The organism is Janthinobacterium sp. ROICE36 (genome assembly GCF_002869965.1).
Lineage (GTDB): Bacteria > Pseudomonadota > Gammaproteobacteria > Burkholderiales > Burkholderiaceae_D > Janthinobacterium.
The window spans coordinates 1-16,968 of sequence record NZ_PEBS01000023.1 but is presented as its reverse complement, the minus strand read 5'-3'; the positions used below and the strand labels follow the sequence as shown (position 1 = coordinate 16,968).

The following is a 16,968-nucleotide window of genomic DNA, read 5'->3' as shown; positions in this document are numbered from 1 at the left end:
TGCGGGCTATGCGCTGGCCTTGCTGGCGCTCGTCAGCCTCGACTTCGCGCTGCCGCTGCTCATGCCCGGCGACCCCGTCACGGCCTTCCTGGGACAGGATGCGCTGATCGAACTCGATGCGGCCGAACGCGGCGCCCTGCTGGCGCGCCATGGCCTGGGAGACGGACAGCCCCTGTGGCAGTTGTACTGCGAGCACCTGGCGCAGCTGTCGCGGCTTGACTTTGGCTATTCCATCCGCCACGGCATGCCCGTGGCGGATTTGCTGGCACAGCACCTGCCATGGACCATGCTGCTGGTGGCGTGCGCGCTGGCGCTGGCCCTGCTGCTGGGTGTGGTGCTGGGCATCGAGGCCGCGTTTGCGCAGGGCAGGGCGGCGGACCGCGTGCTGACGGCCGCCACCTTGGCGCTCGACAGCATCCCGCCTTTCGCCCTGGCGATGGGCCTGGTCATGCTGTTCGCCTATGCTTTGCAATGGCTGCCCAGCAATGGCGCCATGGCGCCGTTTTCCACGCAGACGGGTGCGGCCGTATGGATGGAGCGCGCGCAGCACCTGGTACTGCCCGTGTGCGCCATGGCGCTGCCTGCCGCCGCCGGGGTGTTTCTGAGCGCGCGCGCCACGGCTGTCAGTGTACGGCAGCGCACCTTCATGGACCTGGCCCGCGCGCAGGGCGTGGGACCGCTCGCCTTGCGCTACCGCCACCTGGCGCCCAACGTGCTTGCTGTCGTGCTGTCGCGCCTGGGCGGGGTGGCCGCGCGCCTGGTCTCGGGCGCCGTGTACGCGGAAACCGTCTTCGCCTATCCGGGCATCAACCTGATGCTGACGCACGCCATCGTCAAGCACGACTACCCGCTGGTGCGCGGCGCGCTACTGGCGACGGGGCTGCTGCTGTTCGCCATCAACTTGCTGGCCGATGCACTGGCCGCCCGCCTGGCGCGGCGCGCGCAGCGCGCGCCATGAACGCGTCCGTGCGCGCGGGGACGCTGCTGCTGCTGGTGCTGGCCCTCATGCTGGCCGGCGCCAGCTGGCTGCAGCCGGCGTCCGGCGGCGCCATGGATGCCGTGCTGGCGCCGCCCGGCGCCATGCACTGGCTGGGCACCGATGACCTGGGCCGCGACGTGCTGCGGCGCCTCGCCGCCGCCGCGCTGCCGACCCTGAGCATCGGCGTGGCCGTGAGCGCCGCCAGCATCGCGCTGGCCGTGCTGCTGGCGCTGTGCGGGCTGGCCTGGCCGGCGGCCGATACGCTGGTGCTGCGGCTGGCCGATCTGTTCAGCGCCCTGCCATCGACGCTGGTCTTCATCGTCATTGCCTCGGCCATGCAGCCCGGCGTGCCGGCCCTGGTGGCGATGCTGGCGGTATTCGGCTGGGATGCCGAATTTCGCGCGCTGCGCCTGCGCCTGCGCCAGGTGTGGCGCCAGGAGAGCCTGGACGCGGCGCGCCTGGCGGCGGCATCGGGCGCCTACCTGCTGCGCCGCCATGTGTGGCCGGCCATGGCGGGATTGCTGGCCGTGCAAGCCGTCGCCCTGGTGCGCCGCGCCGTGTTTCACTACGCGGGCCTAGCCTTCCTCGGGCTGGCTGATCCACGTACCCCGACCTGGGGCGGCATGCTCAATGAAGCCATGCCCTATCTTGCCCACCCCGACGCGCGCGCCTGGATCCTGGCGGCGTGGCTGTGCCTGGCCATGCTGCTGATTGCGCTGGCGCTGCTGGGCCAGGGCCTCGACGAGCGCGCGCGATGCTAGCGGCGGCCGCTTTCTGCGTCGAGGCGGATGGCCGCCAGTTGCTGCGCCAATTGCACTTCCAGGCGCGTCCGGGCGTGCCGCTGGTGATCATCGGCGAATCGGGCGCCGGCAAAAGCACCCTGGCGCGCGCCTTGCTCGGCATGGCGCCGGGGCGCGGCAGCGGCAGCTTGCGCGCCGGTGGCATGCAACTGGTGGACGCGGACGAGGCGGCGCTGCGGCGCTGGCGTGGCCGCCAGGCGGGCCTGGTGCCGCAAGACGTGCACGACGCCCTCAATCCCCAGCACACCTTGCTGGCGCAGGTGGCGGCGCCTTTGCGGCGGCATCTTGGCATGCGGCGCGGACCTGCCGAACTGGCGGCCGGCGCCTTGCTCATCTCGCTGGGCCTGACCGAAAACCTGCACCGGCACTACCCGGCGCAATGCAGCGGCGGCCAGCTGCAGCGCGTACTGCTGGCGGCGGCGCTGGCGCCTTCGCCGGCACTGCTGGTGCTGGACGAACCGACGTCCGCGCTCGATCCCGCCACCAGCGCGCTGGTGCTGGGGCGCCTGCGCGCCGAAGCGGCGCAGCGCCAACTGGTGGTGGTGACGCACGACTTGGCGCTGGCGCGCGCGCTCGATGGCGACGTGCTGGTGCTGTACGGCGGCTGCGCCGTGGAAACGGGACCGGCCGCATCGGTGCTGGCGGCGCCGCGCCATCCCTACACGCGCGGCCTGCTGCGCGCCTGGCCGCGCGAGAACGGCAAGGACTTGCAGGGCATCGCCGGCACGCATGAAGAGTGTGCGCGCGGCTGCGCCTTCGCCAGCCGCTGCAGCCAGCGTATCGCCCGCTGCGGCGAGGAAGCGCCGGCGCTCGATGCCACGGGCGTGGCCTGCCTGCGCGGCGGCATCGTCAGCGTGCTGTCCGCGCGCGGCGTGCACAAGCGCCTGGGCGGTCAAGCCGTCTTGGCGGGCGTGGACCTGGAGGTGCAGTCGGGCGAAACGGTGGTCATCGTGGGCGCATCCGGCGCGGGCAAGTCGACCCTGGCGCGCATCCTCGCCGGCCTGCAGCAGGCCGATTCGGGCAGCGTGAGCACGCCGCATCGCGAGGCCGGCAGCGCGGCGGCGGGTATCGCCTACGTGCCGCAGCATGCGAGTGCCTCGGTGGCCAGCCACTTCAGCGTGTTCGAGGCGGTAGCCGAGCCGCTCGTTATCGCGGCGCGCAGCAGCATGGACGCCTGCCGCGCGGCGGCGCTGCGGGCGCTGGCCGACGTGCGCCTGCCGGCCACGCCGGCTTTCCTGGCGCGCCAGGCGCGCAGCTTGAGTGGTGGGGAATTGCAGCGCCTGGCCATCGCGCGCGCGCTGATCGCCGATCCGGCCGTGCTGGTGGCCGATGAACCGACTGCGGCGCTGGACGCCTCGGTGCAGGCGAAGGTGCTGCGGCTGCTGCTCGACGTGCAGGAGGCGCGCGGCCTGGCCCTGCTGCTGATCACGCACAATCTGTCCGTCGCGCGCCACGTGGCGGACCGCATCGTGCGCTTGGAAGATGGCCGCTGCGCGGCGTTGCCAGGGCCGCAGGACGGCCCGGAAGGCGCCGCGCCGGTGGCCTGGATGCGCCTGGCCTAGCCGAGGAAATCGCCTACATACACCAGGTGTTCGAACGGCGGTTTTTCGTTCTCCGTGCGTGCCAGTAGCGTCTCCAGCGTGGCGCGCAACACGGCCTGTTTCTCGTCGGCGCCCGCGTGCGCGACGATGGCGACCGGCGTGCTGCCGGGCAGGTGGCGCGCCAGGCGTTCGACCAGCGAGGGCAGGTCGGCGCGCATGGTAAAGAAGACCAAGGTGGAACCCGTGGCGGCCAGCTTGTCCAGCGTGTCGCTGCCCGTGTAGTCGTCGCGCGTGTCGGCCGAGGCGGCGAGGATCACGGAACGGCTGTGCTTGCCGCCGGTGACATCGCGGGCCAGCGCCGCATTGGCCGCATTGAAGCAGGAGATGCCAGGGATGACGACGGGGTTCAGTTCGCTGAACTCGCTCAGGTAGCCCGATTGCGGCCCGAAGATCATGGCGTCGCCATAGTCGAGCACCGCGACGGTCTTGCCGGCCGCCGCTGCCGCGTGGATGATGTCGCGCGTCTGTTTTTCCATGGCGTCGACTTCGTCTTCCGGCGTATCGCGCCGCGCCAAGGGGCTGAACAGGCCGTGGCCGGCCTTGTGCAACTTCTTGCCGCTGAGCAGTTCGGCAAATGCTTCGAGGAGGCGCGGGATGCCGAACACGATATCGACGCCGCGCAGTGTTTTCTGCGCCTTCACGGTGATGCTGTCAGGGTCGCCGATGCCGGCGCTGACGAGGTACAGGCCGCAGCGCGCGGCCTCTTTTGGGGTATAGCTCATGGTTCTCTTCTCTTTATGGATGGGTGATTGGGATGATGGAAGCGTTTAAAAACGGTAACTGGCGCTGACGCGCACGTCGCGTCCCGGCTCCGGCAGGATATTGCCGACGCCACCGTCGAGCGAACTGTGGCTCGTGTAGTGTTTGTCGCCCAGATTGCGCACGGCCAGCGCCAGGCTGAGTGCGCGCAAGGCGTCCGGCTGCCATTGCAGCTGGACGTCGTGCAGCACATAGCCGGCGCGCTGTAGCGCCGCTTTCGGCACGTCGTCCAGGCGACGCACGGCGTTCAGGGTATAGCCGGCCGTGAGGCCGGGCAGCACCTGCCACTGGCTGTCCCACGTCAGGCGGTCGCCCAGGGCCGTACCCACGCGGCGCGCCGGGCTCAGCGGCTTGCCGCCCAGCGTGGTATCGGCCAGCACCACGCCCACGGATGTGCCGTAGCCGCCCCGCTGCCAGCGCGCCTTCCATTCCCAGCCCTTCGAGCGCAGGGCCTCGGGCATGTTGCGTATATGCGCGGGATACACGACGCCCTGGCCGGCCCATTCGATCAGGTTGGCAATGCGGGTGTCGAAGTAGCTGAGGCGTACGCTCAGGCTGTCGCTGTCCAACAGCGTATTGGCGCCTTCGTACTTCAGGCCCGCTTCGCGCGTGGCGGATGTTTCCGGCTTGAAGGGCTTGCCGTTGTTGAAATTACTCTTTTTGTCCAGGCTGGTGAGGAAACCGATGGGAATGATGCCGCTGGCGCGCACGGCTTCGCCATAGCTTGCAAAGGCGCCCACGCCGCCGCCCAGCTCCAGCTCGGCGCCTGCGTTCGGCGACGTCTTCCCACCTTTGAATGTGCGCGGTCCGAAGGCGGTGTGGTAGCGGTCGTGGCGCAAACCCAGCGACAACTGTACTGCTTGCCAGCGCATGCGCTCCTGCACGAAGAGGCCCAGGTTGCGCGCCTGCGTGGCTTTGCGGCCCGGCCCCAGGATGGCGGCGCCCAGCACGCCGTTGGTGATGCCTTCCTCGTCCATGAAGTCGGCGCCTGCCGTCAGGCGGTGCTGCGTGCCGGCCAAGGCCAGGTTTGCCGTATTGCGCACGCTGCCGCCCCGTTCCGTCGTCCTGGCGCTGCGCGCCTGGCTGACGTCTTCCAGTTCGTTCTCGTTCTGGTACAGATTGAATTTCCAGTCCAGCAGCGCATTGCCGGCCGGCTGGTAGCGGTGTTCCAGGGTATACGTGTGGCGTTCGCTGCGCTGGTAGCTGGGCATGGCGTTCGCGGGCGCATAGCCGTTGTCGCTGCCGACCCGGCTGAACAGGTAGAGCCCCGCATTGCGGTTGCGCGCCGCGCCCAGGCGCAGGCTATGCTCGGCCAGGTCCAGCAAGCTCAGTTTGAACAGGTAGTCGCGCTCATGCCCGGCCGAGTTGGGCACGTCGCCACCGCCGCCGATGCGGTAGTTTTCGCGGTTGACGGCGCTGACATGGGCCAGCAAGCCCAGCTTATTGTCCAGCGCATCGCCCAGCATGCCATACACGCTGACGGCGCCGCGCCGCGCTGCGTCGGCGCTGGCGTACGCTGCGCGCACGCTGGCGCCGGCGCGCTTGCCAGGCGCCAGCAAGTCCTGTGCGTCGACGGTCTCAAAGCGAATGCTGCCACCCAGCGCCCCTGCTCCCGCGTCGGCGCTGGGGCCGGGCTGGATATCGACCTGTTTCAGCAGGTCGGGATCGATGCCGCCCAGGTCGCCGCGGTGCTGGTGCAGGCTGCGCCCTTGGCGGGCGCCGTCGACGCTGATGTTCAGGTTGGCGCCGTCGAAGCCGCGCAGGTAGATGCGCTGCGCATTGCTGGCGCCGCCGCCCACGCTGATGCCAGGTTCGCTGGCGAAGACGTCGGCCATGTCCATGGCTTGCTGACGCTGCATGGTTTCGCGGGAAATGCGCGTGATGCCCGGCAGGGGCGCGTCCGGCGCGGATTGGTCGATCAGCTTGATTTCGGGCAGGGTCGCCAGCGGCGGCGCCTGTTTGGCGTGTTGGGCGGGCGTGTCCGCCGTTTGCTGGGCAAAAGAGGGGGCGATGGGCAGCGCGCTGGCGCCAAGCAGGAAAAGGGCAAGGGCAAGGGGAAGGGCAAGGGGAACGGCATGTCGCATGGGAAGGTCGTCTTTGTCAGAAGGGAAGCTACGGGAAGGGAGGGCGCAGGCGCAGACCTGCGCATCGTCAGTCGAATCTGCTACAGCAGCGCTGTCCCCGGGGCAGGAAGTGGCGCGTCGCGCCCCTCCCGGTCCCTGAAATACCCGGTTGGCTTCATCTCGTCAGCCGCCATTCTGAAAGACGGGGGCAACGTTGGCTATTTGTATTTCTTGAGCGGCGCCATCAGGAAAGCTGAGGGCTGCGGCTCACAGCCCTGCGCGCTTGGCCACCAGGGTCAGGATGTCGTAGCTGGCCACCAGTTCATTGTTCTGGTTGGTGACCTGCACGTCCCACGACACGACGCCCTGGCCGACGCCTTTGTCGTCGCGCCGCTGGCGGTCGACCTTGCGCTTGCACGTCAGGCGCGCGCGGATGGTGTCGCCGATGCCGACCGGCGCAACGAAGCGCAGGTCGTCGAGCCCGTAGTTGGCCAGCACGGGACCCGGCGCCGGGGACACGAACAGGCCAGCAGCGGCGGCCAGCACGAAATAGCCGTGCGCGATGCGCCTGCCGAACTGCGAATCGCGCGCGGCGATCTCGTCGAAATGCATGTAGAAATAATCGCCCGAGATGCCGCCGAAGGCCACGATATCGGCTTCGCAGACGGTGCGCCGGTGCGTCAGCAGCGATTCACCCACTTCCAGTTCGTCGAAATGCTTGCGGAACGGATGCTGCACGCTTTCGCGCACGGCGGCGCCGCGCACGTATTCGCCCGTCACGGCCGTCAGCATGGTGGGCGAGCCTTGTAGCGCCGAACGTTGCAGGTATTGCGAGATGGCGCGCAAGCCGCCCAGCTGCTCGCCGCAGCCGGCGCGGCCAGGACCGCCATATTTCAGGTGCGCCGACGCCAGCACGTCGGTCCCCGCCGCCGCCACTTCGCGCTCGAGCACCAGCACACGCCCGTGCGAGGCAGCCAGGCGCGGCACGGCATACGCGGCCAGCTTCGGGTCGCGCGTGGCCAGGGTGCTGGCCAGGCTGCCCCGGCCGCGCGCGGCCAGCGCCAGCGCCTCCTCCACGTCAGCATACGGCATCAGGGCGCAGACGGGGCCGAAGGCCTCGATTTCATGCACGGCGTCGTTGCGCGCGCCGCCGCGGCACAGCAGCAGGGTGGGCGCGGCAAAGGCGCCATTGCGCACGCCGTCGCCCGAAGGCGCGTAGCCATCCACCTGGCCGCAGACGATGTCGCTTTCCTCGGCCAGGGCGCGCACGCGGGCGCCAAGTTCGCTGCGCTGTTCCTGTGATGCCAGCGGCCCCATTTGCACGCCCGCCTGGGCCGGGTCGCCGATCACCACCGCCGCCAGGCGTTCGCGCAGGCGCGCCGTCAGCGCTGCGATCTGCCCGTGCGGCACCATCACGCGGCGGATGGCGGCGCCGTCCTGGCCCGCCTTGACCGTCATCGAACGCACGATGGCGTCGACCAGCAGCTCAAATTCCGGCTCGCCGCTGCGCACATCCGGTCCCAGGATGGCGCAGTTCAGCGACGCCGCGCCCAGGCTGACCTGCACTGAACGCGCCAGCAGGTTGGGGTGGTTGCGCAACGTCGTGGCGGTGGCGTCCGAACCCGTGAAGCTGACGGCATCGTTGTCCTGCAGGCGGGCCAGCAGCGCGTCGGCGGGGCCGATGGCCAGCTGCAGCGCGCCTTTCGGCAGCACGCCGGAAGCGTCGATCAGGCGCACCAGCGCTTCGGCCAGGTAACTGGTGCAGGTGGCGGGTTTGACGATGCAGGGCATGGCGGCCAGGAAGCTGGCGGCGAATTTTTCCAGCAGCGACCAGACGGGCAGGTTGAACGGGTTGATGTGCAGGGCCACGCCGCCGCGCGGCACCATGATGTGCGTGCCGGCCGCGCCGCCGCGCCGGCATAGCGACATGGCGGGTGCTTCGTGCAGCACATTGCCCGAAGGCAGGCCGCTGGCCGCGATGCCGGCGTAGGAATTGAGCACGCCGATGCCGGCGCAAATATCCTGCTTGCTGTCGGCGCGCGTGGCGCCGCTCAGGTAGGCGATCGTGTACAGCTCCTCGCGATGCTGCTGGATGTGCGATGCCAGCGCCCGCAGGCAGGCCGCCCGCTGCTGGAAGTCGAGCGCCATCAGCGCCGGCACGCCGGTGCGGCGCGCATAGTCGAGCGCCTGCTGCGCGTCGACCGATTCGGCATGCGTGTGATAGATCAGCGAATTGTCGATGGCGCTGTGCAGCGACAGGCCCGCTTCGCTGCCCATCCAGTGTCCGCCTATCCAGCTTTGCAGTGTGCTTACCTTGCTCATGCTTGCTCCTCGTTCGTGTGCGTGAGAGATGCCGCCGTTTCCAGCGCATCGATGAACATGCCCGCCACGTCGAAACCCGTCTGCTGCATGATTTCGCGAAAGCAGGTGGGACTGGTGACATTGACTTCGGTGAGATGCGCGCCGATCACGTCCAGCCCGACCAGCAGCAGGCCGCGCGCCGCCAGCAGCGGCGCCAGGGTGTCGGCGATTTCGCGGTCGCGCGCGGTCAGCACGCGCGCTTCGCCGCGGCCGCCGGCAGCCAGGTTGCCGCGCACCTCGCCCGCCTGCGGTAAGCGCGCCAGCGCATGCGGCACCGGCTTGCCGCCGATGAGCAAGATGCGCTTGTCGCCCTCGCTGATGGCGGGAATGTAGCGTTGCGCCATGATGCTGACGGCGCCGTCGCGCGTCAGCATTTCCACGGTAGCGCCCAGGTTCATGCCGTCCTCGCGCACGCGGAAGATGCCGGCGCCGCCCATGCCGTCGAGCGGCTTGAAGATCACGTCGCCGTGCTCGGCATGGAAGGCGCGCAGGCGCGACGGCTCGCGGCTGACCAGGGTCGGCGCGCAGAACGGCGCAAATTCCAGGATCGCCAGTTTCTCGTTGTGGTTGCGCACGGCCGATGGCCGGTTGAAGACGCGTGCGCCCTGGCGCTGCGCCATTTCCAGCAGGTAGGTGCTGTACAGGTATTCCATGTCGAAAGGCGGATCCTTGCGCACCAGGACCGCGTCGAACTGCGCCAGCGGCAGCGTCGCCGCCGCCTCCCGGTGGAACCACGCGCCGGCGTCGTCGACCAGTCGCACGTGCGCGGCGTGGGCGCTGACCACGCCGCCTTCGCAGTGCAAATGCTGCTGTTCGAACACGTGCAGTGCGTGACCGCGCGCGGCCGCTTCCTGCATCATCGCGTAGGTCGAATCTTTCTTGATGTTCAACAGTTCGAGGCGGTCTGCCAAGATCGCGATTTTCATCGGTGCGCCTTTCATTCAATACGCTGGGGGAGAGGAAAACGGTCGGTCGCGCCAGTGCGCGCAGCATCCGCGGCGCCGGGCGTCGTGTCCTTGTCGCTGGAATATTTCTGCAGCGATGGTAGCGCAACAGGCACCATTCGGCTCCTCAGATATTTGGACGTCCGCCCTCAGTTATTGCGTCTTGTGAGGCACCCTCGTTCGGTCTTAGCATCATTGGCGAAATGTCACTACCCAAGCCGGCCTGACCGGATATAACCGCCACATGAGGACACAATGATGCGCCGCTCTTTCAAGACCAATCTCGACATCCGTTACCGCGACACCGACTCGATGGGCCACGTCAGCAGCCCCGTGTACTACGAGTACATGCAGACGGCCTACCTCGAATACATGCACCGCATCCTGGAAATCCCGAAGAGCGAAAAGCTGCCGCACATTATGGTGAAAACCGCGTGTGAATACATCGCCCAGGCCAAGTACGGCGACAAGGTGCTGGTGCTCAGCCATGTCTCCAAATTCGGCGGCAAGAGCTTTGAAATGGAGCACATCATGCACATCGGCGACGAGCAGGGCGTGGTGATGGCCAAGGCCATTTCCGTGCACGTCATGTACGACTATGAAAAGCAGGCCACGCAGCCCGTACCCGAATCGTTCAAGCAGACCGTGCTGGCCTACCAGGGCAGCCTTTAAGATGGCGTGCCTGGCATCCCTGCAAGCGCTTGGCGCTACGCTGGCCATGCTCGCGGGCGCCGCCGGCGCCGGCGAACCGGTACAGCGCGTGCTGACGCCGATCGACTGGCCCGCGGCTGGCCAGGCGCACGCCGACGCGGCGCTGCGGCCGCTGCGCGCCACGGCGCCGGCCGGGCTGGCGCAAGTCAGGATCCCGGTACTGCTGCTGCCGGCCGAAGGCGACTGGGGCGCGCCGCGTTTCCATGGCCAAGGCACGGCCTATGCGGCCCTGTATGCGCCGGCGGGCGCGAAGCTGGGGCTGTTCGGCAGCGCCACGCACCTCCTCGCACCAAGTGACCTGAAGCTCGAACATGCGGGCGGCGCCTTTGAATCGATAGGCGACGGCGCGGACTACAGTTTCACGCGCTTCGGCGCCGCCTACACGTTGCGCATGAGCTGCGACGAGCCGCTGAAGGACAAGCGCTGCACCGATCCGCAATATCTGACCGACGCGGCGCGCGCGCTGCTGCTCGTGGCGGGAGAAAAACCATGATGATGAAGATGATGTTGTTGGCGGGCGTGCTGAGTGCCATGGCGCTGCCCGCACTGGCAGGCAGCGATGAACGTTTCCTGCCGCCGGGCGCGCTGCTGCCCGGCAGCGGCAGCGGCGTGGCCAGCGCCGCGGTGCTGTACCCGGACATGCGCTTTCCCATCGAACAGGGCGCGGCGTACGCCAGTTCGCATTTCTATGGCGTGGGCGGCCAGCGCGGCAAGGCAGGCGATTCTTGCGACGAGGCCAACTATGCCTATCCGTGGCGCGACAATTTTTGCGAGCTGCGCAAGGATAACCTGCCGTTCTGCCTGTCCGGCGGACATCAGGGACAAGACCTGCGCCCGGCCACTTGCCGCGCCAACTTTCACTGGGCCGTAGCGGCCGACGATGGCGTCATCGTGCAAATCGCGCGTTTCAGCGTGACCCTGCAGACAGCCGCCGGCACCTTGTACCGCTATGTGCACCTCAATACCAGCGACCTGGCCGTGCGCGAACTGCAGCCGGTGGCGCGCGGCGCGCGCATCGGCAGGATCTCGAACACGTGGGTCGACAAGCTGCCGATCCACCTGCATTTCGACGTCAAGGACACCATCAAGGTGGGCCAGCAGACTTTGGTGACGTTCGTGCCGCCGTATGCCAGCCTGGTCGAGTCTTACATCCGGCGCAACAAGATACAAGGAGAACAGCATGAGTGAAACGATGCAAGGCCGGCGCGGGCGCAAGCGGCCGATCCTGGCGATATTGCGCCAGGAGGCGTCGACGCCGGGTCGCGCCGGCAAACTGCTGCGCGACAAGGGCTTTGAACTCGATATCCGCCGTCCCGTGTGCGGCGATCCGCTGCCCGACACCCTCGATGGCCACGCGGGCGTGATCTCGTTCGGCGGCCCGATGAGCGCGAACGACAGCGACGCGCACATCCGCCGCGAGATTGAGTGGCTGTCCGTACCGCTGGCGGAAAACCGGCCATACCTCGGCATCTGCCTGGGCGCGCAGATGCTGGCCAAGAATCTCGGCTGCAAGGTGACGGCGGCCGAGGGCGACATCACGGAGATCGGCTGGTATCGGCTGAAACCGACGGCCGAAGGCCAAAGCATCATGCCCAAGTGGCCGGATATGGTGTACCACTTCCACATGGAGGGTTTCGAGCTGCCCAAGGGCGCCATCTTGCTGGCCGAGGGCGACGCCTACCGCAACCAGGCCTTCCGCTACGGCGAGAAAGCCTGGGGCATCCAGTACCATCCCGAGCTGACCCTGGCCATGCAGCGCCGCTGGGCAGTGAAGGGCGCGCACCGCTTCCACCTGCCGAACGCGCAACAGGGTGAACAGCACCTGCAGGGACGAGTGTTGCACGACAAGGCGTTGCGGGCATGGTTCAACGGCTTCCTGAACCGCGTGTTTACCGAAGCATGAGTCGCCAGCCCGCTACCCTGCAGGAGGGCCTGGCGCTGAGCCTGGAGCAGTTGCTGGCGCGCCAGAGTTTCAAGTGGAGCCAGTACCAGCCCGGCGTGCTTGCCGCCTGCGTGGCCGACATGGACCTGGGCACCGCGCCCGCCGTGCAGGCGGCGCTGGCGCAGATGCTGCGGCACGTCGATTTCACTTACCCCCTGCGCGACGGGCGCAAGGCCGACCGCGCCGTGGCGCACGCCTTCGCCGCGCGCATGCGCCGCTTGTACGGCTGGCACGCCGAGGCCGACCAGGTGCTGGTCCTGCCCGACCTGGTGCAGGCGACGTTTGCCGCGGTGATGGCGTTTTCCGACCCGGGCGACGGCGTGATCGTGCAAGTGCCGCACTATGCGCCGTTCCGCGAGGCGGTCGAGGGCACGGGCCGGCGCCTGATCGCGCTGGAAATGCGCGCCGCTGCCGACGGCTATCAGCTCGACCTGGAGCGCCTGGCGCACGCCGTCGATGCCCGCACGCGCGTGCTCATCCTGTGCAATCCACACAATCCGACGGGGCGCGTGCTGAGCCGCGCGGAGCTGGAGAGCGTGCTGGCCTTCGCCGAGCGCCATGCCTTGATTGTGGTGTCCGACGAAATCCATGCCGACCTGGTCTACCCGGGCGCGCGCCATCTGCCATTGGCCTCGCTGTCGCAGGCGGCAGCCGCGCGCACCGTCACCCTGAACTCCGCCACCAAGAGCTTCAATATCGCCGGCCTGCGCTGCGCCGTCGCCCATTTCGGCACGCTGGAGCTGCAGCAGCGCTTCCACGCGCGCCTGCCGGCGCGCCTGACTGGCGCCGTCAACAGTCTGGGCATCGACGCCACCGTGGCGGCCTGGAACGACGGCCAGCCCTGGCTCGACGCCGTGCTGGCGCACCTGCTGGCCATGCGCGACTACGCGGTGCAGACCCTGCGCCGCGAGCTGCCGTCCGTCCGCTTCCACGTGCCGCAGGGGACGTATCTGCTGTGGCTCGATTGCGGCGCGCTGGAGCTGGACCAGCCGGCGGCGGATTTCTTCCTCCAGCATGCGCGCGTGGCGCTCAGCCCGGGCGAAGTCTTCGACGCGCGCGCCGCGCACTGTGCGCGCCTCAATTTCGCCACCTCGCAGCCGCTGCTGGCCGATATCCTCAACCGCATGGTCATGGCGGTGCGCGTGCACCAGCGCCGCCGCCTGCCCGTACACACTTAACCCGGCACACGCGTGCCACTACCTGGATACGACATCATGGAAACGCCCATCAAAAAAAACAAGCCGCGCATCCTCATCGGCGTCACGGGATCGCTCGATTCGACCTTGCTGCCGAACTATCTGCGCATCATCAAGGACCATCTCGATTGCGAGCTGAGCGTGCTGATGACGCCGAATGCCACCAACTTCCTCAAGCCGGAATCGATCGCGCTGTACGTCGACCGCGTCATCAGCGGCGAGCGGCCGCAGGATTGGCCGACCGACAAGCCGGGCCGCCTGGCCGCCGAGCATGACCTGCTGCTGGTGCTGCCCGCCACGGCGAATACGCTGGCGGCCGTGGCGAACGGTTTTTCCGGCAACCGCCTGACCACCGTGATCCTGGCCGCCACCTTTCCCGTGCTGCTGTTTCCCGTGATGGGCGGGCCGATGCTGGCCAAGCCGGCCGTGCAGCGCAATCTGGCGCAGCTGCGCGAGGACGGCTACATCATCATCGACCCCGTCTGGCGCGAGCATTTCGATCCGCTGCTCGGGCGCATGCACGGCCACCACTCGCTGCCGAGTCCCGAGCAGGTGCTGGCGCTGCTGCGCGAACGCTTCCCCGCCAGCGGCGTGCAGCGCCTGGCGCTGAGCGGCGCGGCAGCCTGACCTTCCCAACTGGAGAGAACCGCATGTCCATCATCCTGTATAGCCTGTGCGCCGCCGACCGGCGCCGTCATTATTCGCCCCATGTATGGAAGATCATCATGGCACTCAAGCACAAGGAATTGCAGGCCGAGGTGCGGCCCGTCTCCTTCGCCGAAATCGCCGGTATCGAGGACGGCAGCTACAAGAGCGTGCCAGTGCTGAACGACAACGGCCACATCGAGGGCGACAGCTTTGAAATCGCCGTGCACCTGGAGCGCGCCTATCCGGACCGGCCCAGCCTGTTCGGCGGCCCGGGCGGCCAGGCCATGGCCCGTTTCGTCGAAAGCTTCAGCCAGACGGTCATCCATCCGCCCGTCTCGGCCATCGCCGCCATGGACATGCATGCGCTGATGTCGCCGGCGGACCAGGCGTATTTCCGCGCGGCGCGCGAGAAGCGCTTCGGCAAGACCCTGGAAGAAGCTTCTGCCACCCGCCACATCGAACTGGCGGCCCTGCCGGAAAAATTCGCACCGCTGCGCAGCGTGCTGGCCAAGCAGTCCTGGCTGGGCGGCGCGCAACCCCTGTTTGCCGACTACATCCTGTTCGGCGTGCTGCAATGGGCGCGCATCACCGTGCCGACGCCCTTGCTGCCGGTCGACGATCCCGTCAGCACCTGGTTCGAGCGCTGCCTCGACCTGCATGGCGCCATCGGGCGCTCCGTCATCCTGTCGGACTGACACGGGGCCGCCTGCGCTTCCTTCCCTTACACCTTTAACTGATCAACAAGGCCAAGCATGATGTTTACACCGCAACAGGGCGAGATACGCCAGCGCTACGCCGGCATCGGCAGCGACATTGCCGCCGGCGCCGCCGCGCGCGCCGAAGGCTTCGATTTTGACGGCTGGCAGCGCCTGCGCGATGCCGGCCTGTGGCGCATGATCGTGCCCGGCAGCGATCACGCGACGGGCGACTGGTGGCGTTTTACGGCCGCCCTCGACGGCCTGTCATCCACCATCGGTGCGCCGGAACTGCTGCTGTCGGTCATCGCCCAGGCCGGCATGGTGCGCGGCCTGGAGCGGCACGGCACAGAGGGGCAGCGCGACCGCTATTTCGGCGCCATCCTGCGCGGCGACGTCAGCGCCACCGGTATTGCCGAGCCGGGCACGGGCACGGACGTGCGCAGCATCCAGAGTACCTTGCGCACCACGGCAGACGGTTATGTGCTCAATGGCGGCAAATACAATATCGCGCACGCGCCCATCATGGATTTCGCCCTGATCGTCTGCCGGCTGGCGGACAAGGAAGAGCACAACATCGCGCTGGCGCTGGTCGACCGCGGCACGCCGGGCCTGCGCGCCGGCCTGGTGGACGACAAGCTGGGCAACCGCAACCTGCCCACCGGCGCCCTGCATTTCGATGCTGTGGCCGTGCTCCCTTCGCAGCTGCTGGGCGCGCCCGGGCGCGGCTTGGCCACGCTGATCGACACCATTTCGCTGGGACGCCTGTATTACGGCCTGGCGGCGGCCAACCTGATCGCGCCCTACCTGGACGAGGCGATGCGCTACGCGGCCAGCCGCAGCAGCTTCAATAGCAGCATCGACAACCACCAGTACGTGCAGCGGCGCCTGGTCGATATCCGCATCGGCATGGAACGTTCGCGATGGCTGGCGTTTGGCGCGCTGTCGCAATTGCTGGCAGGCCAGCGGGAAGGGTTGATGAGCTGTTCCATCGCCAAGCTGGTGGGATCCGAAGACCTGATCAACAGCGCCACCAGTCTGGTCAAGCTGTACGGCAGTCTTGGCTATCACAACGGCCGTGTGGCCGAGCTGATGAAAAATGCCCTGGCTTTCGCCAGCGTGGGCGGCACCGAAGAAATGCACCGCAAAAATATCTTCAATCAGATGCAGCGCCTGGCTGGCTAGGTTTCCCGCGCTGGCTGTGGCACTCGCACGGCATATTGGCGGCTCAGGCCGCCAATATGCCCGATTCGCTCAGCGCATCATTGATCGCCTCGAACATCGGCTCGCTGGCGCGCGAGGCCAGGTGCGCGAACAGATTGCGCACGGAGGACTGGGCCACGCACAGAATATCGATTTCCCCGAGGCGCTGCGCTTCCAGCGCCGTGTCGCCATGCAGCAGGCCGACGCCCACGCGCTCGGCCAGCATCGAGCGGGTGACGCTTTCGCGGTCGATGCTGATGATGCGGCGCGGACGGAAATTGCGCGTCTTGAACAGGTGCTCGGCGGCGCCGCCGCAGCACAAGCTCGATGGCGCGAAGATCCACGGCAGCTCGGCCAGTGCGTTCCAGTCGAGCGGCTGGGTGATGTCGAGCATGCCGGCCGGCGCCGCCACGTAGACGGGGAAGCACGCCACTTCGATGGTCATCAGGTCATCGTCGGGCGAGCGCGCCTCGTTGTAGAAACCCGCGTCAAGCGTGCCGTTGCGGATGCCGTTCAGGGTGCCGCTGGAACTGCCGTGTTCCAGCGAGACTTCGACTTCCGGATGGTGCTCGGAAAAGCGCCGCACCAGCCGGCCTATGGCTTCGTTGTTGGACTGGCCGCCGACGCCGATGCGCAGCTTGCCGGCCAGGCGGCCCTTGATGTGGTTGGCTTCGTCGAGCAGTTCGCGGTGGATGTTGAGCGTGCGTTCGGCCTTGGCCAGGATGCGCTGACCGCTGCTGGTCAGGCTCATGCCGCGCGCCGTGCGGTCAAACAAGGTCAGGCCGAGATAATCTTCCATCGCCTTGACATGGGCACTGACTGCGGGCTGGCTCAGGAAGAGCCGTTCGGATGCGCGCGTAATGCTGCCCTCGCGCGCCACCGTGGCGAAGGTTTTCAGGTGATGGATTTCCATGAGGGGCGGGTCCATTAAGTTAAAAGGTAACTGTTCAGCATGAGCAGTGTTTCAAAAAACAGTTGTAAACCTTTTCAAACCGGCTCATCATGCTGTCATGGCAAAAAAACGTACCCCTCCCGATCTCTCCGCCCTGACGCGCGGTGAGCTTGA

The 16,968-nt window shown here is 67.7% G+C and carries 16 protein-coding genes; 11 read left to right on the top strand and 5 right to left on the bottom strand.

The features are described from left to right. Window positions 1–19 precede the first annotated feature (19 nt). From CSZ94_RS11800 to CSZ94_RS11790, 3 genes are read left to right on the top strand one after another with little or no spacing between them, the layout of a single operon-like run. Complete coding sequence (locus CSZ94_RS11800) at window positions 20–958, top strand: ABC transporter permease (protein WP_102121683.1); 939 nt, start codon at window positions 20–22, stop codon at window positions 956–958. Next, window positions 955–1,740, top strand: coding sequence for an ABC transporter permease (locus CSZ94_RS11795; protein WP_102121682.1), 786 nt, complete (start codon window positions 955–957; stop codon window positions 1,738–1,740). The genes CSZ94_RS11800 and CSZ94_RS11795 overlap by 4 nt, the downstream gene beginning before the upstream one ends. Beyond that, entirely contained in the window at window positions 1,734–3,341 is a 1,608-nt protein-coding gene (locus CSZ94_RS11790) for an ABC transporter ATP-binding protein (RefSeq protein WP_102121681.1), read from the top strand. The genes CSZ94_RS11795 and CSZ94_RS11790 overlap by 7 nt, the downstream gene beginning before the upstream one ends. Here the strand turns inward: CSZ94_RS11790 and CSZ94_RS11785 are convergent. The 4 genes from CSZ94_RS11785 to gshB form a co-directional block, all read right to left on the bottom strand. Continuing rightward, window positions 3,338–4,102: an SAM-dependent methyltransferase gene (locus CSZ94_RS11785; protein ID WP_102121680.1), complete on the bottom strand. Its 765-nt coding sequence runs from the start codon at window positions 4,100–4,102 to the stop codon at window positions 3,338–3,340. The two genes, CSZ94_RS11790 and CSZ94_RS11785, sit on opposite strands and share 4 nt — an antisense overlap. Before the next feature lie 45 nt (window positions 4,103–4,147). Then, entirely contained in the window at window positions 4,148–6,223 is a 2,076-nt protein-coding gene (locus CSZ94_RS11780; protein ID WP_102121679.1) for a TonB-dependent receptor domain-containing protein, read from the bottom strand. 246 nt (window positions 6,224–6,469) lie between these two features. Then, a complete protein-coding gene (gene paaZ / locus CSZ94_RS11775) occupies window positions 6,470–8,524 on the bottom strand; it encodes a phenylacetic acid degradation bifunctional protein PaaZ (protein WP_102121678.1) in 2,055 nt (684 codons plus the stop codon). Beyond that, window positions 8,521–9,489 (bottom strand): glutathione synthase, encoded by a 969-nt coding sequence (gene gshB / locus CSZ94_RS11770; protein WP_102121677.1) that lies wholly within the window; start codon window positions 9,487–9,489, stop codon window positions 8,521–8,523. The genes paaZ and gshB overlap by 4 nt, the downstream gene beginning before the upstream one ends. A 273-nt stretch (window positions 9,490–9,762) precedes the next feature. Here gshB and CSZ94_RS11765 point away from each other — a divergent pair, with 273 nt between their 5' ends. Genes CSZ94_RS11765 through CSZ94_RS11730 form a run of 8 tightly spaced genes read left to right on the top strand, consistent with a single transcriptional unit; the run spans window position 9,763 to window position 15,884 of the window. Beyond that, on the top strand, window positions 9,763–10,179 hold the full coding sequence (locus CSZ94_RS11765; RefSeq protein ID WP_034783925.1) for an acyl-CoA thioesterase: 417 nt from the start codon (window positions 9,763–9,765) through the stop codon (window positions 10,177–10,179). A gap of 1 nt (window position 10,180) precedes the next feature. Next, window positions 10,181–10,711 (top strand): hypothetical protein, encoded by a 531-nt coding sequence (locus CSZ94_RS11760; RefSeq protein ID WP_102121676.1) that lies wholly within the window; start codon window positions 10,181–10,183, stop codon window positions 10,709–10,711. Beyond that, a complete protein-coding gene (locus CSZ94_RS11755; protein ID WP_219725998.1) occupies window positions 10,708–11,406 on the top strand; it encodes a M23 family metallopeptidase in 699 nt (232 codons plus the stop codon). Before CSZ94_RS11760 ends, CSZ94_RS11755 begins: the two co-directional genes overlap by 4 nt. Then, window positions 11,399–12,121 carry a glutamine amidotransferase gene (locus CSZ94_RS11750; protein WP_102121674.1) on the top strand — a complete coding sequence of 241 codons (723 nt, stop codon included), beginning with the start codon at window positions 11,399–11,401 and terminating at the stop codon, window positions 12,119–12,121. The genes CSZ94_RS11755 and CSZ94_RS11750 overlap by 8 nt, the downstream gene beginning before the upstream one ends. Beyond that, window positions 12,118–13,338, top strand: coding sequence for a MalY/PatB family protein (locus CSZ94_RS11745; RefSeq protein ID WP_258000938.1), 1,221 nt, complete (start codon window positions 12,118–12,120; stop codon window positions 13,336–13,338). Before CSZ94_RS11750 ends, CSZ94_RS11745 begins: the two co-directional genes overlap by 4 nt. A 36-nt stretch (window positions 13,339–13,374) precedes the next feature. Then, entirely contained in the window at window positions 13,375–13,983 is a 609-nt protein-coding gene (locus CSZ94_RS11740) for a flavoprotein (RefSeq protein ID WP_102121673.1), read from the top strand. Window positions 13,984–14,006: 23 nt separating this feature from the next. Beyond that, window positions 14,007–14,699 carry a glutathione S-transferase family protein gene (locus CSZ94_RS11735; RefSeq protein ID WP_102121672.1) on the top strand — a complete coding sequence of 231 codons (693 nt, stop codon included), beginning with the start codon at window positions 14,007–14,009 and terminating at the stop codon, window positions 14,697–14,699. A gap of 57 nt (window positions 14,700–14,756) precedes the next feature. Continuing rightward, on the top strand, window positions 14,757–15,884 hold the full coding sequence (locus CSZ94_RS11730) for an acyl-CoA dehydrogenase family protein (RefSeq protein ID WP_102121671.1): 1,128 nt from the start codon (window positions 14,757–14,759) through the stop codon (window positions 15,882–15,884). Between the two features lie 43 nt (window positions 15,885–15,927). On the opposite strand, the gene CSZ94_RS11725 is transcribed toward CSZ94_RS11730, so the two are convergent. Next, a complete protein-coding gene (locus CSZ94_RS11725) occupies window positions 15,928–16,815 on the bottom strand; it encodes a LysR family transcriptional regulator (RefSeq protein ID WP_102121670.1) in 888 nt (295 codons plus the stop codon). Window positions 16,816–16,968 lie beyond the last annotated feature (153 nt).